Source organism: Caulobacter hibisci (assembly GCF_016135805.1).
GTDB lineage: Bacteria > Pseudomonadota > Alphaproteobacteria > Caulobacterales > Caulobacteraceae > Caulobacter > Caulobacter hibisci.
The window spans coordinates 331,008-350,624 of sequence record NZ_JADWOX010000001.1 but is presented as its reverse complement, the minus strand read 5'-3'; the positions used below and the strand labels follow the sequence as shown (position 1 = coordinate 350,624).

Annotated in this window: 30 protein-coding genes; 1 reads left to right on the top strand and 29 read right to left on the bottom strand. The window is 68.0% G+C overall.

Annotated elements, in window-relative coordinates:
* Nucleotides 1-29: 29 nt before the first annotated feature.
* The 11 genes from I4Q42_RS26280 to I4Q42_RS01740 all read right to left on the bottom strand — a co-directional run bounded on the left by I4Q42_RS26280 (nt 30) and on the right by I4Q42_RS01740 (nt 8,431).
* Nucleotides 30-152: a hypothetical protein gene (locus I4Q42_RS26280; RefSeq protein ID WP_269816437.1), complete on the bottom strand. Its 123-nt coding sequence runs from the start codon at nt 150-152 to the stop codon at nt 30-32.
* A complete protein-coding gene (locus I4Q42_RS01785) occupies nt 152-2,464 on the bottom strand; it encodes a hypothetical protein (RefSeq protein WP_198574350.1) in 2,313 nt (770 codons plus the stop codon). Before I4Q42_RS01785 ends, I4Q42_RS26280 begins: the two co-directional genes overlap by 1 nt.
* Nucleotides 2,461-2,880, bottom strand: coding sequence for a DUF6950 family protein (locus I4Q42_RS01780; protein WP_198574349.1), 420 nt, complete (start codon nt 2,878-2,880; stop codon nt 2,461-2,463). Before I4Q42_RS01780 ends, I4Q42_RS01785 begins: the two co-directional genes overlap by 4 nt.
* Nucleotides 2,877-3,470 (bottom strand): hypothetical protein, encoded by a 594-nt coding sequence (locus tag I4Q42_RS01775; RefSeq protein ID WP_198574348.1) that lies wholly within the window; start codon nt 3,468-3,470, stop codon nt 2,877-2,879. The genes I4Q42_RS01780 and I4Q42_RS01775 overlap by 4 nt, the downstream gene beginning before the upstream one ends.
* The gene (locus tag I4Q42_RS01770) at nt 3,467-4,162 is read right to left on the bottom strand and encodes a hypothetical protein (protein WP_198574347.1); all 696 of its coding nucleotides are present in this window, start codon (nt 4,160-4,162) and stop codon (nt 3,467-3,469) included. The genes I4Q42_RS01775 and I4Q42_RS01770 overlap by 4 nt, the downstream gene beginning before the upstream one ends.
* Complete coding sequence (locus tag I4Q42_RS01765; RefSeq protein ID WP_198574346.1) at nt 4,159-6,201, bottom strand: phage tail length tape measure family protein; 2,043 nt, start codon at nt 6,199-6,201, stop codon at nt 4,159-4,161. The genes I4Q42_RS01770 and I4Q42_RS01765 overlap by 4 nt, the downstream gene beginning before the upstream one ends.
* On the bottom strand, nt 6,201-6,368 hold the full coding sequence (locus I4Q42_RS01760; RefSeq protein WP_198574345.1) for a hypothetical protein: 168 nt from the start codon (nt 6,366-6,368) through the stop codon (nt 6,201-6,203). Before I4Q42_RS01760 ends, I4Q42_RS01765 begins: the two co-directional genes overlap by 1 nt.
* 20 nt (nt 6,369-6,388) lie before the next feature.
* Complete coding sequence (locus tag I4Q42_RS01755) at nt 6,389-6,913, bottom strand: GTA-gp10 family protein (protein ID WP_198574344.1); 525 nt, start codon at nt 6,911-6,913, stop codon at nt 6,389-6,391.
* A 2-nt stretch (nt 6,914-6,915) separates the two neighbouring features.
* The gene (locus I4Q42_RS01750) at nt 6,916-7,359 is read right to left on the bottom strand and encodes a phage tail protein (RefSeq protein ID WP_198574343.1); all 444 of its coding nucleotides are present in this window, start codon (nt 7,357-7,359) and stop codon (nt 6,916-6,918) included.
* Nucleotides 7,360-7,489: 130 nt separating this feature from the next.
* Complete coding sequence (locus I4Q42_RS01745) at nt 7,490-7,912, bottom strand: DUF3168 domain-containing protein (protein WP_198574342.1); 423 nt, start codon at nt 7,910-7,912, stop codon at nt 7,490-7,492.
* A 3-nt stretch (nt 7,913-7,915) separates the two neighbouring features.
* A complete protein-coding gene (locus tag I4Q42_RS01740) occupies nt 7,916-8,431 on the bottom strand; it encodes a hypothetical protein (RefSeq protein ID WP_198574341.1) in 516 nt (171 codons plus the stop codon).
* Between the two features lie 159 nt (nt 8,432-8,590).
* Between I4Q42_RS01740 and I4Q42_RS01735 the strand changes: the two genes are divergently transcribed.
* Nucleotides 8,591-8,911: a hypothetical protein gene (locus I4Q42_RS01735; RefSeq protein WP_198574340.1), complete on the top strand. Its 321-nt coding sequence runs from the start codon at nt 8,591-8,593 to the stop codon at nt 8,909-8,911.
* A 215-nt stretch (nt 8,912-9,126) separates the two neighbouring features.
* Here I4Q42_RS01735 and I4Q42_RS01730 read toward each other — a convergent pair whose 3' ends face one another.
* The 18 genes from I4Q42_RS01730 to I4Q42_RS01645 all read right to left on the bottom strand — a co-directional run bounded on the left by I4Q42_RS01730 (nt 9,127) and on the right by I4Q42_RS01645 (nt 19,525).
* The gene (locus tag I4Q42_RS01730; protein WP_408611042.1) at nt 9,127-9,549 is read right to left on the bottom strand and encodes an HK97-gp10 family putative phage morphogenesis protein; all 423 of its coding nucleotides are present in this window, start codon (nt 9,547-9,549) and stop codon (nt 9,127-9,129) included.
* A 1-nt stretch (nt 9,550) separates the two neighbouring features.
* Entirely contained in the window at nt 9,551-9,958 is a 408-nt protein-coding gene (locus tag I4Q42_RS01725) for a hypothetical protein (RefSeq protein WP_198574339.1), read from the bottom strand.
* Nucleotides 9,946-10,383 (bottom strand): DUF4054 domain-containing protein, encoded by a 438-nt coding sequence (locus tag I4Q42_RS01720; RefSeq protein ID WP_198574338.1) that lies wholly within the window; start codon nt 10,381-10,383, stop codon nt 9,946-9,948. Before I4Q42_RS01720 ends, I4Q42_RS01725 begins: the two co-directional genes overlap by 13 nt.
* 74 nt (nt 10,384-10,457) lie before the next feature.
* A complete protein-coding gene (locus I4Q42_RS01715) occupies nt 10,458-10,778 on the bottom strand; it encodes a hypothetical protein (RefSeq protein ID WP_198574337.1) in 321 nt (106 codons plus the stop codon).
* Nucleotides 10,779-10,787: 9 nt separating this feature from the next.
* Nucleotides 10,788-11,738 (bottom strand): DUF2184 domain-containing protein, encoded by a 951-nt coding sequence (locus tag I4Q42_RS01710; RefSeq protein WP_198574336.1) that lies wholly within the window; start codon nt 11,736-11,738, stop codon nt 10,788-10,790.
* A gap of 14 nt (nt 11,739-11,752) precedes the next feature.
* Nucleotides 11,753-12,211 (bottom strand): structural cement protein Gp24, encoded by a 459-nt coding sequence (locus tag I4Q42_RS01705; protein WP_198574335.1) that lies wholly within the window; start codon nt 12,209-12,211, stop codon nt 11,753-11,755.
* A gap of 18 nt (nt 12,212-12,229) precedes the next feature.
* The gene (locus I4Q42_RS01700; protein ID WP_198574334.1) at nt 12,230-13,402 is read right to left on the bottom strand and encodes a DUF2213 domain-containing protein; all 1,173 of its coding nucleotides are present in this window, start codon (nt 13,400-13,402) and stop codon (nt 12,230-12,232) included.
* Between the two features lie 301 nt (nt 13,403-13,703).
* Entirely contained in the window at nt 13,704-13,967 is a 264-nt protein-coding gene (locus tag I4Q42_RS01695) for a hypothetical protein (RefSeq protein WP_198574333.1), read from the bottom strand.
* Nucleotides 13,964-14,149 carry a hypothetical protein gene (locus I4Q42_RS01690; RefSeq protein WP_198574332.1) on the bottom strand — a complete coding sequence of 62 codons (186 nt, stop codon included), beginning with the start codon at nt 14,147-14,149 and terminating at the stop codon, nt 13,964-13,966. The genes I4Q42_RS01695 and I4Q42_RS01690 overlap by 4 nt, the downstream gene beginning before the upstream one ends.
* A gap of 3 nt (nt 14,150-14,152) precedes the next feature.
* Entirely contained in the window at nt 14,153-14,335 is a 183-nt protein-coding gene (locus I4Q42_RS26540) for a helix-turn-helix domain-containing protein (RefSeq protein ID WP_408611041.1), read from the bottom strand.
* Nucleotides 14,336-14,383: 48 nt separating this feature from the next.
* Nucleotides 14,384-15,196, bottom strand: coding sequence for a minor capsid protein (locus I4Q42_RS01680; RefSeq protein WP_198574330.1), 813 nt, complete (start codon nt 15,194-15,196; stop codon nt 14,384-14,386).
* Complete coding sequence (locus I4Q42_RS01675) at nt 15,193-15,585, bottom strand: hypothetical protein (protein ID WP_198574329.1); 393 nt, start codon at nt 15,583-15,585, stop codon at nt 15,193-15,195. Before I4Q42_RS01675 ends, I4Q42_RS01680 begins: the two co-directional genes overlap by 4 nt.
* 2 nt (nt 15,586-15,587) lie before the next feature.
* Nucleotides 15,588-17,480 (bottom strand): phage portal protein, encoded by a 1,893-nt coding sequence (locus tag I4Q42_RS01670; protein WP_198574328.1) that lies wholly within the window; start codon nt 17,478-17,480, stop codon nt 15,588-15,590.
* Nucleotides 17,481-17,556: 76 nt separating this feature from the next.
* Complete coding sequence (locus I4Q42_RS01665) at nt 17,557-17,715, bottom strand: hypothetical protein (protein ID WP_198574327.1); 159 nt, start codon at nt 17,713-17,715, stop codon at nt 17,557-17,559.
* Between the two features lie 31 nt (nt 17,716-17,746).
* A complete protein-coding gene (locus I4Q42_RS01660; RefSeq protein ID WP_198574326.1) occupies nt 17,747-18,160 on the bottom strand; it encodes a hypothetical protein in 414 nt (137 codons plus the stop codon).
* A complete protein-coding gene (locus I4Q42_RS01655; protein ID WP_198574325.1) occupies nt 18,157-18,783 on the bottom strand; it encodes a glycoside hydrolase family 19 protein in 627 nt (208 codons plus the stop codon). Before I4Q42_RS01655 ends, I4Q42_RS01660 begins: the two co-directional genes overlap by 4 nt.
* Entirely contained in the window at nt 18,780-19,205 is a 426-nt protein-coding gene (locus I4Q42_RS01650; RefSeq protein ID WP_198574324.1) for a hypothetical protein, read from the bottom strand. Before I4Q42_RS01650 ends, I4Q42_RS01655 begins: the two co-directional genes overlap by 4 nt.
* Nucleotides 19,202-19,525 (bottom strand): hypothetical protein, encoded by a 324-nt coding sequence (locus tag I4Q42_RS01645; RefSeq protein ID WP_198574323.1) that lies wholly within the window; start codon nt 19,523-19,525, stop codon nt 19,202-19,204. The genes I4Q42_RS01650 and I4Q42_RS01645 overlap by 4 nt, the downstream gene beginning before the upstream one ends.
* Between the last annotated feature and the right edge of the window lie 92 nt (nt 19,526-19,617).

The window sequence follows — 19,617 nt, the reverse complement described above, 5'->3', positions numbered from 1 at the left end:
ATGGGAGTAGGTATGCCGACCTTTGTCGCTTACCGGAAGGCCACGACCTTGCAGGCGATGGCGTAGGAGGTTGCAATGGCCAGTAGGATCGGGTTCAGGGCGCCAGCACCGGGCCGCAGGCCGCCTAGCACCTTGACGAGCGTAAACACCATCAGGTCACCGTCGCGGTCACCGGCCCAACCGGACCAGAGCCGTCCCCATTCGCGTTGAAGGCCTCGATCCAGTAGCGATAGGTTCCGGCCGCGACCGTGTCGGTCACGCCCATGACCTCGCCCACGCCACCAACGATCGGCGACCCGATCGGAGAGGCCGATCCGAACGAGGTAGAGGTCCCGCGGTAGAGGACCAGGTGATCCAGGTTCAGGCTCGACGGGTTGCGCCAGCTGACCATGGCCGATCCGGATCCGCCAGTAGCGGCAAGGTCGGTCGGCTGGCCCGGCGCGATCTGATCGGTGGACGTCGAAACCGTCTCGGTTTCCGACCACGCCGCCTTCGTGCCGCCGCCGGTCTGGTAGGTGATCTGGAATTCGATGTCGGTCTCGGCCGGCAAGAACTCGCCGGTGTCCATGGAGACCGCGGCGGCCGGGTCGGTGTCGGTGCCTTGGCGCTCGGTCCAGCTGGTCGAGTCGACCGCGCGCCAGCGATAGAACCAGGTCAGGTCGCTGCGATCGGGACCGGCGCCTTCGATGCGCATGCGCACGCCGTCACCGCCGGTGCCGGTCGAGGCATAGAACGGCGTCAGGTCGGTGATCTCGGGCGCCTCCAGAGCCTCGGGCGTGGAGGTGTACCCCGCAACCGGCCCGTCGCCCTCTTCGGTGCCAGCATTCCATGCGTAGCGTGCCGCCGTAGCGAGGCGGCCCGTCCAGACGATGGAGCAGGTGCTGAACTCGATGCGGGGCGGCTCGGTCACCTCCATCACCGCGTCGTTCAGGTCTTCCTCCTCCTCGATGCGGATTCCGATGTAGCGCTCGCCCAGGGCCCGGCGGGACGACAGGGGCGTGCGCAGCGTCACCTTCGGCGCATAGGCGCGGTCCATCTGCGCCTTAGCCAGGCGTCGGATCTGGCTGTTGTGCTGCACGCCCTTGAGAACAAGATCAGTCGCGTTCTCAGCCCCCTCCGAGGTGATCGCGTCTTCGTTGCGCCATGCGTCGGTGTCGGTGCGGGTATAGCCGGCGACCGGGTCGTCGAAGGCCAGGGTGTAGATGTTGCTCTCGTCGCCCGGCATGGGGCTGTGATCAAGGCTGTAGTCGATCACCTCCTCTTCGCCGAAGATGACCGTGGGCTCCTCGTATGAGCCGGCGCGGATCACATAGGCGCCGTCTCGGCGCACTCCGAACCATCCATCCATGGACAGGCGCAGCCATTCGCGGACCTGCTTCTTGGCGACGCCCGCCTCCCACCAGAAGCCGACCTGGTAGCGGGGCGCGTAGACGGCCACGGCGTTGATCCAGCGCACCGGTGCGAAGTCGGGCAGGTCCGCATCGAGATTAGGGGTGTGATAGACCTTGTTGCCCGAAATGCTGGTGACTGTGAGCACTTGGCCGCCGGCTGTGAACTCGGCGCCGTTGGCCAGTCCCGCAGTCGAAAAAAGCGTGACGTTGTTCGACCCTTTGTTGGCCTGGCCATGGACCTGACTTGAACCGACACGCTGGAGCACAGGCTCGTCGCAGACGTCGGCCGCGGCGGTCAGCAGATCGAGCACAGGAGCAAAGCGCTTTTCCCACCTCGCACCGAACCGGCGCCACTCGACGTTCACGAACCAGACCACCGGGTTCATGGTGAAGTCCCAGGTGGCGTAGGCCGCGTCCTTCTCCGCCGCCGTGGCGTCGTCCGCAAACCTGCGCTGGGCGCCTGAACCGCCCGCAGTGTCGTCCTTGCGCCAGTCGTAGGCCAGTCCGAAGGCCTCGCGGGTCAGCTCGGTCAGCGCGCCGGCCGGAAACTGCTTGCGCGCGTCTTCCTGCTTTCCGTGCTCACAGGTCAGCTTGTTGCTGGGGACGCCGTCGCCGCGGTGCTCCTCGGTCCAGCCCACGTTCTCCAGGTCAGGATAGGCGGTCTGCACCTCGTAACCCAAGCGCTCCGCGACCCGGGCGCGACCGCTCTCGTAGCGACCGTCCGGCAGGGCCAGGATCCGGCCGTCTTCGTCGATCGTCACCTCGTCCTCGTTCAGCCAGGCCTTGCCGAACGACTGGAGGGGCCCTTCGGGATAGGCGAAGACCTGCAGGTAGACATTCTTGCCCGCACGGCGCAGGGCGTAGGCGCCGGACACGCGGGTGCGGCCGACCAAGAACCGCCGCACCGGGCGTGGCTGCTTGACGTTGGTCTTGCTGGCCTCCGGGCTGCTCTCATCTCGCCCGGTGAGCGATTGCACCGCCGCGTCGATCGCCACGGTGACAGCGACCTCCACGGCGAGTTCGATCGCGGCGACGGCCAGGTCTTCGAAAAAGTCGCCGGCGGACTCGCTCATGACAGGCTCCAGGCAGCGATGCAGCGGGCACGGATCGACGCGCGCAGCCCGGTCGCGGTGAGCATGACCCAGCGTCGACGGGTGCGGATCGCAGCCACCGGTTCAGGTCCGGCGGGCGTGACCTGCATGACCAGCCCCACGTCGCCCACCTGGGGCGTTTCAGTGCGGGCCAGACCGACGGCGGCCAGGCCAAAACCCATGATCGCGTGCATGCCGCCCTCTCGCCTTACGAGCCGGGCGCAGCCAAGTGCGGTGGAGTAGCGGCCGCGCCAAGGGGCGGCGGGGTCAGTGCCCCGCTCCTGCTCGACCCAGCGCGCCACCAGGCCAGAGGCGCAGTCCCAGCCGCGTTCATAGCTGAAGGGCTGACGCGCCGCCCAGGCGAGATAGACCGCGAGACGCTTGGCGATGTCGCTCATTCGGGCCACTTGATGATCATGAAGTTGGCCATCTGAGGCGTCTGGTCGAAGAACCGATCGCCCGGCGAGCGCACACGTTGGGCCGGGGGCGACCAGAAGTTCAGGGCCGATTGGTTGCGATCAAAGGCGTCGGTGACCACGGGAAGAACGATGGTGCGCAGCGCCTTGCCGTCCTGCCAGATCCGCGAACTGCGCGGCGCGCCGGCGATGCCCTCAAACAGCCAGTCGACCCCACCGACCGGCTGTTGATCGTCGTCCAGATCCATCACGCCCAGAAAGACAGAGGAGCCCTTCACGAGGGCTCGGTCCACGCCCAGCAGGCGCACCGCCGTAGCGCTGACGCCCGAGACGCCGAAATCCACGCTCGAGGCCTGCCCGTTGACGGCCAAGTCGAGGTCGGGGATTGCGGTGGGGAAGTCGAGGCCCTTGTAGAGGCCGCCGGTCGTGTCGGTGTCGTCAGGATCCAGCGCGAAGTCGCCCGCGCCAGACCAGACGCGGACCCAGTTGTCAGACGCGCCTACCTGGAGAACCCAGAAGAGGGCGAAGTTGCCCGTGTCGGGCACATAGCCGGCGTCGCTGGTGAAGCTCATAGCCTGAAGGTCTCCCGGAAGACCATCGAGACGTCGGCGTGCCAGGCGGGGTCATATTCTGGCCAGGCCGTGCCGTCGGCCATTCGGGCGCGCATCAAGCAGCGGGGGTCGCCGAAATCCACCTCCGCGCCGGCCGGATAGGCCTCACGCGCCGGCTTGGCGAACAGGACGGTGTAGGTGTTGGTCTCCACATCCACGGCGAGCACGCGGCGCACGCCGTAGAGCCGTTCCTGGTAGACGTTTCCGACCAGCGTGAAGGGTTCGCCGCCTAGAAGCGCGGCGCCCTCGGGCAGGATGATCTGCGCCGTCGTGTCGCGCAACGCCAGCGGCGCGGCCAGGGCGCCGAAGTGGCCGCCGGCATAGAGCGTCCCGTCGCTGAACGGAGTGCCGTCGCTGTGGGTCACTCGCGCCAGCGGCCGGGCGAAGACGGCCTTCAGCTTGCCGGCGCAGCGCGGCACGACAACCTTGGTGTCGCCCATGCTCCAGCCTAGGATGAGGGCTTCCCAGGTGCGCTGATCAGCCTCGGTCTCCAGGCGGATCCCCGAGCACGACGCCACCCAGGCGCCGCCGCCGTTGGCGCTGCGCTCCTGCTCTTCGCCGAAGATCGGCGCGCCGCCGGTGATGATGCCGCCGGTGTCGCTCCAGCGGAGCGCGTCAGGAGCCGCGAAGGCGTGGGGGAGGCGATCGGTCATCCGCGCTGCTTCTGGCTCTTGGCGACGGCCGCAGGGGCACGGCGAAGGCTGTCGCTGGTGGCGCCGACCCGGGCGCTATTGGCGGCGCGGTCGGCGTAGCGGTAGGCGCTGGCCAGAGCGTCCTCTGCGACCAGGGATCCGCTGAAATCCTGGTAGAAGCTCTGGTGCACCGTAGTGCCGCCACGGCCCGCCAAACGCGCAGCCGGGACCATCTGGCCCGAGACCGGCGGAACGAACACCTCCGGCCGCCCCTCGTTGACTTGATAGGGCACGCCCGCGACCATGTTGCCGCCCACGGCGCGGCCGAACAGCTTTTTGCCGCGCGACAGGAGCGCCGCACCCAGCGATCCGTCATCGCCACCGCGCCCATAGCCCGCGTCCCGGCCGCGCACGATGTTGGTCAGCAGCGCCGAGACATCCTCGATCAGAGCGCGCTTCAGCTCGTTGCCGAGGAACTCCGCAACCCCGGGCACGCCGTCGTTAAACGCCGCCTCCAGGCCGCCTTTGATGGAGTTGTAGGTCCCGTTGTAGAGCGTGTCCTGATAGGCCTTCAGCTCGTCGGAGGCCTCGGCGGAAGCCGCGCCCGCCGCCTTGAAGTCGGCGCCGCCGTTGCGGATGTATTCTTCCAGGCCGCCTTTGGAAACGAACAGCCGCTCCAGCGCCTCAAGGTCGTCAGCGCTCACCGTGTCGGTGTTCAGGCCGGTCCCGTACTTCGAGTCGTTGCCGAACACTGCCGGGCCAGCCACACGGCCCTCCGCACGGGCAATGGCCTCGCGCTCTTCCGCTTTGGTCGGCTTGGGCGCCTTCGGGCCTGCCCCGATGGACTGCATGTCCTCCTTGAGCTTCTTGATGGCCTTTGAGGCATCAGCGGCGTCCTTTCCGCCCGCGGCGACCCGCTTTTGCAGCAGATCGATTTCGCCCTGGATCTTGGCCCGCTGATCGTTCCCGAGGACACGGTCGATGACCGCTGCTGTAGCCGTGTCCTGTTGGTTCCGACGAGCCAGCCCGCCGCGACGCATCGCGGCGCGGTTCGCCTCGCGCTCGCTCTCTCCGGCCGGAGTAGGAACGCCGCCCAACGCCCTCGCCATTTGTCGCTGCTCGGCTTCAGCCTGCGCCTTGCCGTAGTCGCGCGCCGCGGCGGCCGCGTCGCTGATCGACTTGGTCAGGCGATCCCACCACCCCTTAAGGCCACCAACCTTCGGGACTTGGCCCTCCAGCGTGAAGCCGAGGCGCTCGAACAAGATTTCCTGCGCCTGGGCCGTCTCGCCTGACGCTTGCATCGACCTGATGAGGCGCAGCGTTTCAGCGTCAAGAAGGCCGAATTTGGCCTGCAGCATCTCGGCGCCACGAGTGGGATCCGCAAACGCCTTGCCAAGCTCCTCGGTCGCCTTCTTGGCGTCCTGCCCGGTAGCGCGCGCATAGTCGTCGGTGATGGTGATCAGCTTACCGATCACCTGGCCGCCGATCGCGCCAGTGTTAGAGTAGGCGATCGCCATCTGCTCGGCGGCAGCTCGCGTCACGTTGCCTGCGTTCGCACTGGCGGCAGCGAGATCGCGAAGACCCTGGGCCGAAAGACCGGTCGTGCGTCCGAGGCCGACCACGGAAGTTTCCAGCGCCTTAAACTCAGCGTCGGCCTTCTCAGCCGCTAGGATGGCCGCGCCCAGCGCAACCCCCATTGCCGTCAACGCGCCGCCGGCCGAGAAAGCGAACGGAGCTAGAGCCCGCAGCGTGCCGTTCAGACCGCCGAACGCCTGCGTCACCTGCCCGCCCTGCTGAGCAAGTATCGTCAGCGGGTTGGATCCCGACGCGAGCGAGGCGATCACGTCGTTAACGGTGTACTGGATGGTCTGAAGCTGGTTCGAGGTGAGCTTGGCCGTGCGGCTCATGGCCGCGCCGACGCGCTTCTCGGTCTGCACGGCCGCGCGCTCCATCTTGGTCATGGAGGCTTCGAACACGGTGACGGACTGCTTGATGTCAGCGTTGTAGCCGTCGACCTCGGCGTCGAGGATCACCTTCACCTGATCGGCGGTCACAGCCATCAGTTGGCCCTCCCGAGCGCGGCGGCGGGGATCTTGGCGAAGTTGCGCATCACGCGGTCAGACGACGGCGGATCGGGCTTGGCGTCGGGGTCGTCGGCCTTCAGCCGCTCGGACCTGGCCCAGGCCATGGCGTTGAACTCGCCCCATCCGATGGTGTGCGGGTCCACGCCAAGCTCTCCACAGATGTCTAGGTAGCCGGGGTAGTCGAAGAAGCCGTCGTCTCCCCCGGCGTCTCTTTTTTTGGCGCGGGGTCGCCCTCCTTGGGCGGGACGAAGCCTTGGCAGCAGGTCCAGAGGATCGCGGCGGCGAGGTTCCAGGCTTGGGATCGGGGGGCGGTCTTGACGTAGGTGTCGATCAGCTGGCGGGCGCGCAAAGCGTCGACCTTCACCTCTTGGCCATTGACCAGACCTCGCCCGCCGCCGATCAGGCCCAGCCGGATCGTCTCGTCGAGGTCGGCGTCGTGCCAGGCGCCATCCTCAATATGGCCCCAAGTGCCATTGCCGTCCGGCTTCTGATAGCGGCCCTTGAGCACGCGCGAGACGATGGCGCCCAGCCCGGTAGGAACGTCGATCGGCCCATATTGGGGATGGTTGGCCTTCACGCCGCAGAGACGCTGAAGCTCGGCCCGCTGGGGACCGTTCAGCTTGAAGAGGTAGGCGCCGTCAGCGAATTCGAGTTCGATTTCGCACGGCGGGACGACCGCGCGCTCCATCGTCAGACCTCCGTCTCGACCCATTCACCATCGGAGCCGATGGTCAGTTCGGTCTGGACGAAGTCGTCGTCGGCGCCGGTGATCTGGCGTTGGGTCAGCATGGCCGGGCCGCCGAAGTACGAGGTGTAGACCGCGTCGTCGGCCGGCTCGCCAATGAGGAACCGGTAGTTGGCGCGCACGCCGACCAGGGAACCGATCAGGGCGGCCTGGGCGCGGTTGTACTGCCCGGAACCAGACAGGTCCCACTGCTTGCCGGTCTGGATCAGACGGCGGAACGGGATGTCCTCGGGGTCGTCGCAGTTGCGCGTGAAGGCGTCGTTCGTGTTGACCTGCTCGGTCAGGGTGCGGGTGGTGATGCCGCAGAGGGGAAGGAAGGCCCCGGCGTTGTCGGGGTCTTCCACCAGGATCGAGACATAGGTCCCGCGGACGATCGAGGGCACAGTCATGGGCCGGGGCTCCTGCGAAAGGATAGGCGGCGTCATCTCGACGCTGCCGAAGTACGTGGCCCCTCCGCCCTAGAGCCTTGGTGCACAAGGTAGGTATGCCGACGAGGTCAGGGGTTGGGAAGAGCCGAAGTCAGGCCGTGACCACACCCTCGAAAGCGACGATGGCGTGCCAGCCCGTCGCCTCCGCTGGATCGCGGATGATGTCGGTTCCGGTCCAGCGGATGTCGGTCAGGCGGGCGGGCCATGGGGCTTCCGTCAGGGCGATCGAGCGGCCGTCCAGGCAGGCGGAAATGGCCCCGCCCAGCAGCGCCGCCTCGGTGTCGTCGACACCCTTGGCGAACCCGCTGATGCGGATCGAGTAGCGCGTTCCGTCGAGCCCGGTCGCCCGCATCGGCACGACCGTGAGTGGCGGGAGCTTGGTGAACGGCCACACCGGGTCAGCCGGCGGGTTTTGTCCATAGACGCGGGCGCCCACAATGGCGGCGACCGCCGCGTCGGCCTTCTGGGCCGACTGGAGCGCCTTGCGAACCCAGAGGGAGGCGTCACGGGCCACGGCTTAGGCGGCGACCGTACGGCCGATGATCAGGATGCTGTAAGTCACCGGCGTGCCGGCGGCGGAGTTGGCCACCTTCAGCAGGTCGCCGGTCCCAGCCGTCACCGGCCAGCCGCGCTTGCAGGTCAGGGCGATGAAGTCGCCGGGCGCCACCTTCACCACGTCGGTCACGTCGCCGAAGGGGCCGAGGAAGGCGTTCGAAGCCGCGCCGCCGATCACCACGTCATTGACGTTGCCGATGTCGGCCCGAACCACGATGGCGACGATCTCGGCCGCCGTGAAGGTCGTGCCCAGGCCCTGGGTCAGCACGCCGGCCAGGTCGAGGTTCTCGGTGGCGGACGCGGCCAGGGTGCGCGCGTCGGCGAACAACAGGTCGGCCTTGCCCGTGGTGTCGGTGCCCGGCGAGAACTGCAGAAGCGCGTCGAGATTGGCGGGCGCCCGGGGCGTGCCCAGGTCGGCCGTGCCGGTCAGTTGGGCCTTGATGCCGAGCGAAATGCTCGCGGTGACGCCTGCGACCATGGAATGGTCCTCCAGCTATGGGAAAGGGGCGTCTCCCGACGCTCCGAGGGGGTGCATGGGTAGGTATGCCAGCCGTTGGCAGGTCGGCCTAGATGCGGCATCCTTTAGGTCTTCGCAGAACGTCGAGATGACGTCCCACTCCTTCCAGAGGACCACACCATGAAGCGAAGTTACGCCTTCGGCCTGATCGCCGGCCTCCTGTTCGTCGCCCGCCGCTCCCTCGCTTTCGCCGTCGCCATCACCGAGCCGATCGCGCGAGCCATCGTCGAGCCGCTGGCCACGGCCTTCGTCATCGCCTTCCCCCCGGCCGCCAAGATCGGCGAAGCCGGCGCGAACACCCTGGACGTCATCGGCGAGGCCGATCGACAGAGCACCGAGACCTTCAAGGTCCGTTGCTTCGCCACCGCGCGCACCAACCGCCTCTCCAGCGTCGGCCTGAGGTCCGGCGCTCCCTGCTCGGGCATGGCCTTCGCCGCCTGATTTTTCGACGACCTGAATATGGGGCGGCCTCGGAGCGATCCGGGGCCGCTTTTCTATGCTATGCTGGTGATGTTCAGCAGCGGAGGCTTCGGCCGATGCTCGCGGCCGTTGAAGGCCAGCATTCAAGACCTCACCGCCTCGGCGATGGGGCCGCCAGGGTTCCTAGGCCTGGTGAAGGTGGGCGGCGCGGCCGGGCTTTTCTCAGCAGCGCCGCCCTACCCTTTCGGGTTCCCCTGGCCCGCCTGGTCCACCACCTTCTTCACCGCTCTGCGGACCAACTCCACGGCTTCGGCCTTCTTCTTCTGCGCCGCCGGGCGCATGTAGGGGCGCGCCGCCATCTTGGAGGTGCCGAATTCCAGAGCGGCCGAGTAAGGCGCATTGGAGGAGATCTCGACCTTGAGCGGCTCGACCAGCGTCGTCTCGATGTTGCCGTCAAGCACCCCCGTGTCCCTATTAGGGGGGGAGCCGGGCTTGGATGGGATGTGCCCAGCGCCCGACACGCTCCCTGCGGTAATCGAGATCTCCGCCTCCACCTCGATCATGTTGCCGGCCGCGAAGAGCGCCTTGCCGACCTCGCGCACCATCTCCTCGCCCTGGATCCGCTTCAGACGGGCGGCATGGGCCTTGGCGCCGGTGATCCTAGCTATCGTCGTCCGGGCTCTCGCCCGCCTCCGGCGGCGCCTGCGTCGGGCTCGCCCGGACGACCCAGTGCGTGCCGGCCGGGTCGCTCTCGCAGGACTTCACCGCCCAGCGCCGTTCAGGCTCGGCCGGAGCCTGTTTCGCGGTCAGCTCGGCGTCGGTGTTGAAGATGGGAACGCCCGCCTGCAGGATCAGGAACGCGGCGTCACGCTCGGTGTAGCCGTCCGCCGACCTCATCGCCTCCGTGACCTTGTCGGGCTGGTAGCGGATCGGGCTGTCGGCCCAGGTCACCGTCACGTCGCCGTCGTCGGCGTCGGTTCGGGTCTGGCGGTGCAGCGTGCCGGGCAGGTAGAGCGGCGCGAAGGCCGCGCCAAACACCGCCTGAAGGCTGCCATCTAGAAGGCCCACGGCCAGCCTCCCGAGTACGGCACGGTTCCGGCGCCCGTGACGCGCGGCCCGCCGACGTTCTGGAACCGCAGCGTGGCGAACTCCTGGCCATATCCGGTCGCCAGGACGGGATCCGTCTGGCCACCGCTCGACGCGCCGTTGTCGAAGCGCTCGAGCGACAGTTGGCCCGACTTCATGACCTTGAACCCGGACGCGCCGGCGGCGGCCGCCTCGCCCTCGGCGCCGGGCCAGAACCCCTCTTTCGTCAGCCAAGCGGCGGCATAGAGCAGCTGCCCCTCGGCGAAGTCGCCCTCGGTCCACGACGTGTCGACCTGACGCGCGGCTCTGGCCAGGGCCTGGGTCACCATGGCGTCGGACACGACAGCACCCGTCGCCCGGGGGAAGCGGGCTCGGAAGTCCTCCAGGGTCGGAGCGTTGTAGGCCATGGATCATACCTTCGAAAGAAAAGGGCCGCCGCGCTGAGCGGGCGGCCCCTTCTGATGTTCCTGGGCGATAAGGCTTAGGCCTTGCCGCCCGCCTTGCCCGCCTCGGCCAGCTTGGCCTTCAGGGCCTCGATCTCGGCATTGGCGGCGGTCAGCGCCCCCTCGGCCGTTTCGGCGCGCTCCAGGTAGGCGAGCGCCTCGGCGTCGTCCGTCTTGGCCTCCGGCTCGTCCTTGATCGCGCCGTCGATCTGGAACCAGCCGGTCTTCTTCAGAACGGCCAGTTCCTCTTTGGCGATGTCCAGATCCTCCTCGACCGTGCCGGGGGCGATGTGGACCAGGCTACCATCGGCGAGACGGGCGCCCTTGGGGCCGGCGGTGATGTTCTTGAGCTTGTGCATCGCAGCCTCCTAGATGCCGTCGCGGTAGGCCGCGCCCTTGGGACGGCGGAACTCGACGCCGCCGTAGTTGAAGAGGCCCGGGACCTCCCAGGTGAAAGCGCCCTTCTGCCAGGCCGGGAACAACTCGTGCGGGCCGGGCAGATAGAGCCGCAGCACGTCCTTTTCGTTGTCGTAGGCCATCATGCGCGCCGTGCCGGAGCCGCCGGCCGTTTCCAGCTCGCGGGTGCCGATGATGGTCAGCGGCTGCTTGGTCTCCAGGGTGTAGGAGTTGTTCTCCTGGATGAACTTCAGCACCGTGTCGGTCCCGGTCCCGATGCGGGTCGAGGCCAGGGACTGCAGGCGCGTGGTCGGCAGCAGCAGGGTATTGGCGCGCTGAGTCTCGCCGGACGCGTTGTAGGGCGCGTTCAGGATCTCGTTGATGTCGCGGTTGATCTGATCGGCCGTCTTGGTCGAGAACGCGGTCGCCGCTCCCGTCCCGTCGGCCGGAACGGTGGCCGTCGGGACGTTCGGGTTGTTGACGATGCCGGTCAGGCCCTTGGTCGCGTCGCCCCGGATCGTCATGGCGTAGATGTTGGCCTCGGCCACCTTGCGGCAGGCGGCGGCTTTCTCGTTGCCGAGGTTGCGGCCCATCTGCGCGGCCTGCTCCAGTTCCTGGCGGAACCACTGATAGCCCAGGGCCTTCAGGTGGTTCTCTTGCAGGAACTGAGTGGTTGAGATGTCGGCGTACGGGATGTCGAAGGCGCCGCCCGCGAACCACTCCGGCTTGCCGGCGATGTCGCCCGAGTAGAAGATCGAGCCGCGCGACCACATGCCGCCGTCGGTGTCGACGAACAGCAGGCGAGCGTAGTCGAAGCTCGGATACTTCTGCATGTCCACTTCGGTGTTGATCCGAAGCAGTTGCGGCGTGAGGAAGCCAACGGCTTGTTGGGCGTCGGCGAAGTTGATCTGGGAGTGGAACATCTTGGTCAGGCCCCTTAGCTGCGGCGCACGCGCAGACGCACCAGGGCGCCCGACGAGACGGTGTCATCGAAGACGGCCGGGATGGCCGTATTGCCCGACGAGGTGGCGGTGAAGACAAAGCCCGAGGTCACGTAGACCGCCGCGCCGTCGGTGGTGTTCGAGCCGGCGGTGACCCAGATCTGGCCTTCGTTGAGCAGGCCCGCCTCGCGGTACTGCGGGACGATGTCGGCCGCCGGGCCGCCGGGCACGACCGCCAGGCCGTGGTCGGCCATGACGATGCCCATGAAGGTGCCGGCCGCCGGGGTGGCGGTGACGCCGTGGTCGCCCGAGCCCCGGAAGGCGGCCTTGCCGAAGGCGATGCCGGCGGCGTCTTCCACGGTGCGCGAGATGCGGTTGCTGGTCTCGCCGTTGGCGACCATGCCGGGGTAGCCGACAGCGGGCGCCGGATTGAAGATGTCTTGGACGATGGCCATGACGGCGTCTCCTGAGGGTTAGGCCGCGGCGCCGGTGTGGGCGTCGGCGAAGCGAGCGAAGCGGGCGGCACGCGCCTTGTCGGCGGCGGTCTGCGCGTCGTTGATGGTGGCCCCCGCGCCCGCGCCGATGGCGTCAGCCAGCAGGTTGCCGCCGGTGGACTGGCGCTGGGCGTCGGTGATGCCGGAGGCCATGGTCTTGAACGAGACCTCGACCTGGGCGTCGTTCCAGTCCTTGGCGGCGTCGCCCAGCTTGGACGACACGACGGCCTTGCGGATCGCCGCCTCGTCCATGGCGTCGCTGATGGTCAGGGCGGGGGCCAGGATCTTCGCGTCGGCGAGGGTCTTGGCGAAGGCCTTGGCGGCGTCGCGCATCTGCTGCGGGGTCACCTTGGCGTCGGCCACGGCCTGCTTCAGGGTGGCGATCTCGGCGTCCTTGGTGGCGGCCACCGTACTCAGTTCGGCCACCTTGCCCTCGGCGGCGTCCTTGGCGGTCGTCGCGGCGGTCAGGCGGCCCTGCAGGGTGGTGATCACGGCCTCGGCGGCCGGGCTGACGTCGGCCACCGGCACGCCGTCGATCATGATCGTCTTCATGGGGGTGTGGTCCTTCACGGGAGGGGCGTCATCGTCTCGATGAGGCCAGGAGTCGCCGATGCGACAGGCGGAACCGGCCCGGCCCCGGTGGACCAGGGCGAGGTGGTTGGCTCGGATGTTGGTCTGGCGGGCGTCGTAGGCCTCGCCGGCGTCGGTGACGCCGGGCGTCCAGTCGACGTCGCAGGTGTAGCCGACCGACAGTTCGCGCTTGCCGGCGCGGTATTGGCTGATGGCGTCCCCGTCCATCATGGTCAGGGGGACGCGGATATAGTCGCCGTCCTGAGCGGTCTCGCGCTTCACCGCGTCGCCCAGCTGGCCGATGGAGTCACGCTTCCAGGTCTTGGAGGTGACCATGTCCTTAGGGTGGTCGTTGGTCAGCGGGCGCCAGGCGATCGAGGCCATGGAGGCCTTGTCGAACACCTCGTCGGCGGGGCGCAGCACGCGCACGACCTGGCCCGGCTTGGCGTCGGCCAGGCCGAGCTCGGAGGCGAGATAGGTCTGGATCCCCGTGCGGGCGATCCGGGCGTCAGCCACGAGGTAGCCGTCCGCTGTGATGCGAACGGACTCCTCGTCCAGCGCTACGGCATCGATTACCCGCATGCCTGTCCTCGTTCTAGCGATCGGGCGTCATCTCGACGGCCAACCGACCTGATCTCTCAGGCCGTGAGGGTAGGTATGCCGATGGTTTGAGGTCGTGCCTAGGGGGTCGTTTTCGGAGCGACCAAACCGCCCTCTGACAGCACGTAGCCGTCGGAAAAGCGGTGCTGTTGCGGCTGAGCCAATGCGGCGCGCAGCGGCTCTACGCCACCGTCAGCGCCGATGGTGACTGGCTCACCCCGTTCTAGGCCGCAGACGGCCCATGCCGTGAACCGGCCGGCCGTGCGGCGTCGGGCTCCATTCATCACTTCCCCTTCCTCACGGCGTCGATCATGGCGGTGAAGGCGTCGGCCAGTATGCCGGGGCGCGGCTCCTCCGCCATCGCTAGTTTGAACGAGTCCAAGCCCGCCAGGATCATCGGCTTATCGCCGTCCCGCAGCTCTGCCAGGATGCCGTCGACTATGTCGTCAGCCTGTTTGGTCGTGAGGATCACGGCGCCGGGTCCGATACCCCAGCCCGTTGCGCGACCGACGGATCGGATCAGCCGCTCTCGCATGGTCTGGGTCATGGCTTGGCCTTCTCGCAATGCTCGCGAAGCACAGCGACCAGCCTCGGTTCGACCTCGCCCGCTGCGATGTGGCTCTCGAACGGCCCGATGATGATGAACTTAGAGCCCTCGGGGAACTGGCTCTTGGAGGCGAACTCGACCGCACTGGTCGTGATCATGCGGATTTTGGTCTGGTCGCTCATCCCTCACCCCTTCGCTGGCGGCAGGCCGTGCGAGATAGCCGCACAGGCCAGACCAATGTGTTTCGGAAGCGATAGACGGCCCTCCATGCGCCGGTAGGTGTCGCGCGAGACGCCCAGCGCCTCGGCCGCTTCGCCTGCCCGCAGGCGCATCCTCGTGCGCCATGTCTTCAACTGCTCACCTGTCATGGGATAGGTATGCAGCATATTGCCGCGAAAACACGCGGTTTTTGACTATTACAGACTGAGGTGGGCCTGTCGTTTACAGCCGCACCGCGGAAGCTGCCCCGGCAGATCCTCCGGCGCCGTCTTGTCGGTGTAGATGTTCCCGTCCCGTTCCTTGTGCCAGAGCCTGGGGTGGAGCTTCCCGGAAGCGCGCCACTTCCACTCGTCCAGGCCCGCCTGGCGCTGGCGCTCGGCGTCAAGTTCCGACGAGAGCTTGTTCAGCTGGTCGCTGGCAATGAAGAGTGCGCGGCGACGGCTGGTCTGGAGGATCTCCTGGATGTCCTTCGCCACCTCGCGCGCGGGCGCCCGCCGCTGGTAGCCGGCGAACACCTCGGCCGCGATCTTGCTCTGGGCCTGGGCTGAGACGTCGGAGATCAGCGAGACGTTCCACGCCAGGATATCGGCGAGGGCCTGTTGAGCGTCGGCCGGGCCAAGCATGGTGGCGAGGTCCACGCCGGTCGCGGTCAGGACGGACGAGCCCCACTTGTCCCGGTGCCAGCGCTCGACCTGGAGCACCCAGTCCCGCATCTCGGGCGTCAGGCTGAGCACCAGCCGCTCGAACTCCGGCCCCAGATCGCGGAACAGGTCGCCCAGGCTGGCGGCGTCGTCGAGCACCATGCCGTCGCGGGCGGCGCGGCGCTCCAGGGCTTGCCGATAGGCCGGCATGACCCGGTCGCGGGCCGCCACGGCCCAGGCCCGAACCACCTTCATGTAGATCCGGGCCAGATCGTCTTCGAGGGCCTGGGTCGGAATGATGATCCGGAGGTCGATCGAGCCGCGCCGGTTGGTCTGGCGGCGGGCCATGGCGGCGAGGTCGAAGTTCATCGGATCACCCTCGGCGCGACCGAGAGGTCGATGAAGGGATGACAGCCCGCCGCGCTCTCGATGCACTGGTCGCTGAAGAGTAACAGGGTGTAGGAGCGCCGGCCGTGCGGTTTCTCGCCCACCTCTTGGTTCCGAAGGCAACGGCCGCCTGACGCCTCGGCGACAGCGAGGCGAATGGCCTCGACAGCAGCCAACTCGTCGGCAGCGTCCGCCGTCCATGGGAAGGCCAGGAGGTCTAGGTCGCGCTCCATACTGCCATGGACCGCCACGGCATAGCCAACAGCCCGCGCGGCCGCCTGAATGGGCGGTATGAGCCGCTCGCAGAACGCCCGGATGGCTGGCCGCAACTCGGCGGGCGGGCGAAAGCGATCCTCAAGGTCCGCGCCCAACGTCAGGACTCCGTGATCGACTTCGCCCAGTCTTCCTTCACCTCGGCGAAGATCTCCGGGCCGAAGACCAGCGGGCCGGTGTATGGCTCGACCGTCGACAGATCGAGGTCGCCCAGGTCCCAGGTGATGGTCACGTGCGGCTGGTAGGCGGGCCAGTCCCAGGACGCGCCGGCCTTCACGAACCGGTCGTGACGCCAGGACAGGCTCTCGTTGACGAAGGCCAGCACCACGGCCTTGCCGCCCTCGCCCAGGCGCTCGATCAGGCGAGGGCCGCCGGCCGGCACACGCAGCCAGCCCTTCTCGTCGCCGCTCCAGTCGGTCCCCATCTCCATCCAGTCGACGGCCTGGCGGCTGAAGCAGACGGTGACGTGCATGTCCTCCGCCTTCTGGGTGGTGGTGAAGCCCTGGCCCTTGGCCCAGCGGATCACCTCGTCGGCGTTGAGCAGCTTGCGCGAGACGTAGAGAGTCCGCGGCGCGGCGTCATTGGCCGCCCGGCGCTGGCCGGCGGGCGTCTGGGTCAGGGCCGACGGGTCGTCCTCGTTGGCCGGGTCCTGACCCTCTTCCAGGGCCGGGATGTCGAGCCCGTCGTCAGCTTCAGCCAGGCCCGCCTCAAGGCTGGGGAAGCGACCGCTCTCGACCATGCGGCTCTGAGCGGTCTTCGCCAGCGCAGTGACCGGAACGAGGCCCGTCTTCTGGTAGATGTCGATCGTCTCAGCTTCCAGCTTCTCGATTTCGGCGGCTTCCTTAGGCTCGGCGTCGGCCAGCGGCGCCCAGGCGTAGTGAATTTCCTTCGGCCGGGCGCCCAGGGCGGAGCGGATCAGCAGTTCGTCGAGGATCGGCGCCAGCACGGGCTGAAGCTCGTTCTCCTGCTTGGCGAAGATCATGGTGTTGTAGTTGTCCTCGTCGCCCTGGCCGGTGGCGTTGAGGCCCTTGGAGGACTCGCCCAGGAAGCGGGTGACAGGGATGTCGCAGGCGGCGGCGACCAGCTGGAGCTTCTGGCGCTCCACGTCGGGCAGGCCGGCGAAGTTGACCTGTTGGGTCTCCCACTCCTCGTCCTTGTCGACCAGGCGGGTGCGCATCATCGACTTGGCTTGGTTGGCCAGCTCGACGCGGCGGAGAAAGCGCGCCTCGTACTCGGCGGTCCCGATCTGGTTCATGAAGTTGGGGACCTTCAGGGTGTCGGTCTTGGCCTCCTGCACCAGAGCCGCGATCCCCGCCTGAACAAGGTCTGCGTTCGTGACGGCGTCCCAGATCGAGGTCAGCAGCGGGTCGCCCCAAAGCTGGTCCTGGGCGCTCATCATGCCTGTGGTGGGCTGGCCGACGAACGGAATGACGCGGGTCGGATGGATCTGCACCATGGCCGCGTCGCCGCCGGACATGGTCCACATTTCCGGCTGGCCGCGCGTGGGCGACATCGGGTTCTGGTCGATGCGCTCGTAGCTGATTTGGTGGCGACTGACGACGTGGACGAACTCCAGGCTGTTCTTGCCCATCGAGTCCAGGGTCAGCGGTTCCTTGGCCACGCCGCGCGCGCCCAGGATCAGGGCGCCGCCGCCGTAGAGGCGGGCGTACCAGAGCGCCAAGCGCACCCGCGCCTTCAGGCCCAGGCGCTTCTCCTCAGCCTCGATCGCTTCGATCTGATCGGCGTCGGCCTGCCAGTTGCGCCACTTGCGCGTCATGTCGAAGGGCGGCAGGTCGTGGGCCTTCTTCACCACCCAGGAGGTGCGATAGGCCGTCTCCGCCACCGCGAAGGACTGGGCGAACCGGCCGTCGAACGCATAGGTGTTGGCGACGTTCTTGTCGGCAGACGTGCCGATGCCGCTGATCAGGCTCGCGAAGCCGTCGCTGACGGCCAGGCCGCCCTTACGACCGGTGGATTGCGGCGCGCTGCGCATGCCTGCTCCTACGATGGGACCGGGGCGTCATCTCGACGCTCCATAGGGTCAGGTATGGCGACCCCGGCCGCCGTTGTCACTTCTGGCGCGCGTCACACCAGGCCTTCACGGCGACAAGTCGGCGCGTCTTCTCGGCGTTGTCGACCCCGTCCGCCGTCAGCCAGGCGCCGTAGAGGGCCACGGCCGCGCGCTCCTCGGGCGTGACGGGCAGCGGAAACCCCGCGCCATCGGGCACGCGGGGCGTCGCAGGAACGGCGGCGGTCGCCTCACTGGGGCAGCGTTCCGGCTTCACCGACAGGTCCAGCCTGTCCCGCAAGCTCGCGCACGCACTGAGCGTCGCACATGCCGCGAGAGCCATCAGGGTTCGGCTTCGCATTGGTGATCCTTTCGAGGGTTCGGCCGGCCTGGACGTAGATCGGCAGGCGGGCGGCGCAGGCGGCGGCGAGGCCGTCGTAGGAGACGGTCGCGCCCTGCCCTTCCAGGGCCCGCAGCCGCTCGCTGGCGTCCTTGGCGTCCTGCAGGGCGTCGAGCTTGCCGGCAGCGACGTTGAGGTCGTACTTCAGCCGGCCGATGCGCCAGGTCTGGACCGCGCCGAAGGTGGACGTGACCAGGATCGCAGCGCCTGCCGCGCCGGCGAGGTACGGCAGGACGGGGCCAGCGGCCCAGGACAGCAGGCTCACGCCCAGCCCCCCGCCTGGAGCGCCTTCTGGAAGGCCAGGGCGTAGTCGGCGATGTCGCCCGCCCGGTCCTGGCCGTTGATGATCCGGCGCGCTTCGACGAACTGCGCCCGCGTGCCGGCCGTCGTGGTGGTCAGGTAGCTTTTGAGCGAGCGACCCGTGAACCAGCCCTCCGCCATGCCCTTGACCATGATGGCCGCGGCGATGGCGTCGTTCATGGCCAGATCGGGGCGGTCGACGAGCGGCTGGCCCAGCTCGCGGCGGGCGCGGTCGTAATTGGCCCGGCCGGTGACCTGCACATATCCGCGGCCCGCGTACTTGGCACCATCGCCGATCTGGGTGTTGCCGAGCGTGCGGGCGATGTCGGGGCGCTGACCGCTGATGTCGTAGCGGCGGCGGAAGTAGTCCGGGCCGCCGATCTCCTTCACCGGCTGCATGGTGTGGGCCGTCTCGTGATAAGCCGTGGCCAGGGCGTAGGCGGTCCAGCTCGCGGGCCAGCCGGCGAGGCCTGCCGCCGCGGTGATGACGTTGAGGCCCTCGACTTCGTCGGCGGTCAGGACCGGGCCGAGCATGTCGTTGGCTCGGAGGTAGTCGAAGAAGGCTTTGGGCTTGGTCAGGCCGGTCATTTGATGACCTCCAACAGCTTGAGGATGATGGCGCCGCCCCCGGCTCCCGCGATGATCTTCAGCGCGTCGATCACCCACTTGCCGCCCTTGACCGCGCCTTGGGCCTGGGTCCGCAGGTTCATCAGGGCGTCGACATCGGTTCGGATGGACTTGAGGTCGGTCCTCATGCCGGTGTTGGCCGCGACCACGTCCTCGCGCAGGTCGCCGACCAGCTTGCGGGCCTCTGACCTGACCTCCGACACCCGCTCGAGCGCGTTCTGCTCTCGCAGGATGACGATGATTTCCTTGGCCAGGTCCCGGGCCTCGCGGGCGTCCTCAGCCGTGGCGGCCTGGGCGCGCTCCAGGCTTTCCATGCGGCCTTCCAGCGTGCCGAGGCGGACACTGACGTCGGGGTTGGCCCGGGCGCCGGCGGGCGGGCTCATTGGCCGGCCTTGGGGTCGGCGGCGCTGTCGACGGTGACGCTGGACTCGCCCGGCGCGGTGACCGTGACACCTTCCGGAGACTTGGACTGCCGGCTCTGGGCCAGCTGGATCCCGAAGTAGGCGCCGAAGATGCCGCCCACCATCGTCCCGCCGATGATCCCCAGCACCGCGAAGGCGAGGTTCTCGTTCCTGGCCGGGATGGCGATGTTCAGCACCGCCCAGACGAAATAGGCGATGAGCAGCATCGTCCCGACCGCCAGGAACGACATTGTGACCTCACGCACCAATTCGCGCTGGGCCTTCGCCTCGGTCTCGGTCACTGACCGCTCCATCATGGGATCGCGACGTCATCTCGACGCTGCTTCGCCCTTAGGTATGCCGATGGATCGCGGAACCTACTAGGGGCTAGGAT

Bases quoted from the DNA above. Each gene is read 5' to 3' on its own strand.
- I4Q42_RS26280 (WP_269816437.1), bottom strand. From the start codon at position 152: ATGGTGTTTACGCTCGTCAAGGTGCTAGGCGGCCTGCGGCCCGGTGCT.
- I4Q42_RS01785 (WP_198574350.1), bottom strand. From the start codon at position 2,464: ATGAGCGAGTCCGCCGGCGACTTTTTCGAAGACCTGGCCGTCGCCGCG.
- I4Q42_RS01780 (WP_198574349.1), bottom strand. From the start codon at position 2,880: ATGAGCGACATCGCCAAGCGTCTCGCGGTCTATCTCGCCTGGGCGGCG.
- I4Q42_RS01775 (WP_198574348.1), bottom strand. From the start codon at position 3,470: ATGAGCTTCACCAGCGACGCCGGCTATGTGCCCGACACGGGCAACTTC.
- I4Q42_RS01770 (WP_198574347.1), bottom strand. From the start codon at position 4,162: ATGACCGATCGCCTCCCCCACGCCTTCGCGGCTCCTGACGCGCTCCGC.
- I4Q42_RS01765 (WP_198574346.1), bottom strand. From the start codon at position 6,201: ATGGCTGTGACCGCCGATCAGGTGAAGGTGATCCTCGACGCCGAGGTC.
- I4Q42_RS01755 (WP_198574344.1), bottom strand. From the start codon at position 6,913: ATGGAGCGCGCGGTCGTCCCGCCGTGCGAAATCGAACTCGAATTCGCT.
- I4Q42_RS01750 (WP_198574343.1), bottom strand. From the start codon at position 7,359: ATGACTGTGCCCTCGATCGTCCGCGGGACCTATGTCTCGATCCTGGTG.
- I4Q42_RS01740 (WP_198574341.1), bottom strand. From the start codon at position 8,431: ATGGTCGCAGGCGTCACCGCGAGCATTTCGCTCGGCATCAAGGCCCAA.
- I4Q42_RS01735 (WP_198574340.1), top strand. From the start codon at position 8,591: ATGAAGCGAAGTTACGCCTTCGGCCTGATCGCCGGCCTCCTGTTCGTC.
- I4Q42_RS01720 (WP_198574338.1), bottom strand. From the start codon at position 10,383: ATGGCCTACAACGCTCCGACCCTGGAGGACTTCCGAGCCCGCTTCCCC.
- I4Q42_RS01715 (WP_198574337.1), bottom strand. From the start codon at position 10,778: ATGCACAAGCTCAAGAACATCACCGCCGGCCCCAAGGGCGCCCGTCTC.
- I4Q42_RS01710 (WP_198574336.1), bottom strand. From the start codon at position 11,738: ATGTTCCACTCCCAGATCAACTTCGCCGACGCCCAACAAGCCGTTGGC.
- I4Q42_RS01705 (WP_198574335.1), bottom strand. From the start codon at position 12,211: ATGGCCATCGTCCAAGACATCTTCAATCCGGCGCCCGCTGTCGGCTAC.
- I4Q42_RS01700 (WP_198574334.1), bottom strand. From the start codon at position 13,402: ATGCGGGTAATCGATGCCGTAGCGCTGGACGAGGAGTCCGTTCGCATC.
- I4Q42_RS01695 (WP_198574333.1), bottom strand. From the start codon at position 13,967: ATGACCCAGACCATGCGAGAGCGGCTGATCCGATCCGTCGGTCGCGCA.
- I4Q42_RS01690 (WP_198574332.1), bottom strand. From the start codon at position 14,149: ATGAGCGACCAGACCAAAATCCGCATGATCACGACCAGTGCGGTCGAG.
- I4Q42_RS26540 (WP_408611041.1), bottom strand. From the start codon at position 14,335: ATGACAGGTGAGCAGTTGAAGACATGGCGCACGAGGATGCGCCTGCGG.
- I4Q42_RS01680 (WP_198574330.1), bottom strand. From the start codon at position 15,196: ATGAACTTCGACCTCGCCGCCATGGCCCGCCGCCAGACCAACCGGCGC.
- I4Q42_RS01670 (WP_198574328.1), bottom strand. From the start codon at position 17,480: ATGCGCAGCGCGCCGCAATCCACCGGTCGTAAGGGCGGCCTGGCCGTC.
- I4Q42_RS01655 (WP_198574325.1), bottom strand. From the start codon at position 18,783: ATGACCGGCCTGACCAAGCCCAAAGCCTTCTTCGACTACCTCCGAGCC.
- I4Q42_RS01650 (WP_198574324.1), bottom strand. From the start codon at position 19,205: ATGAGCCCGCCCGCCGGCGCCCGGGCCAACCCCGACGTCAGTGTCCGC.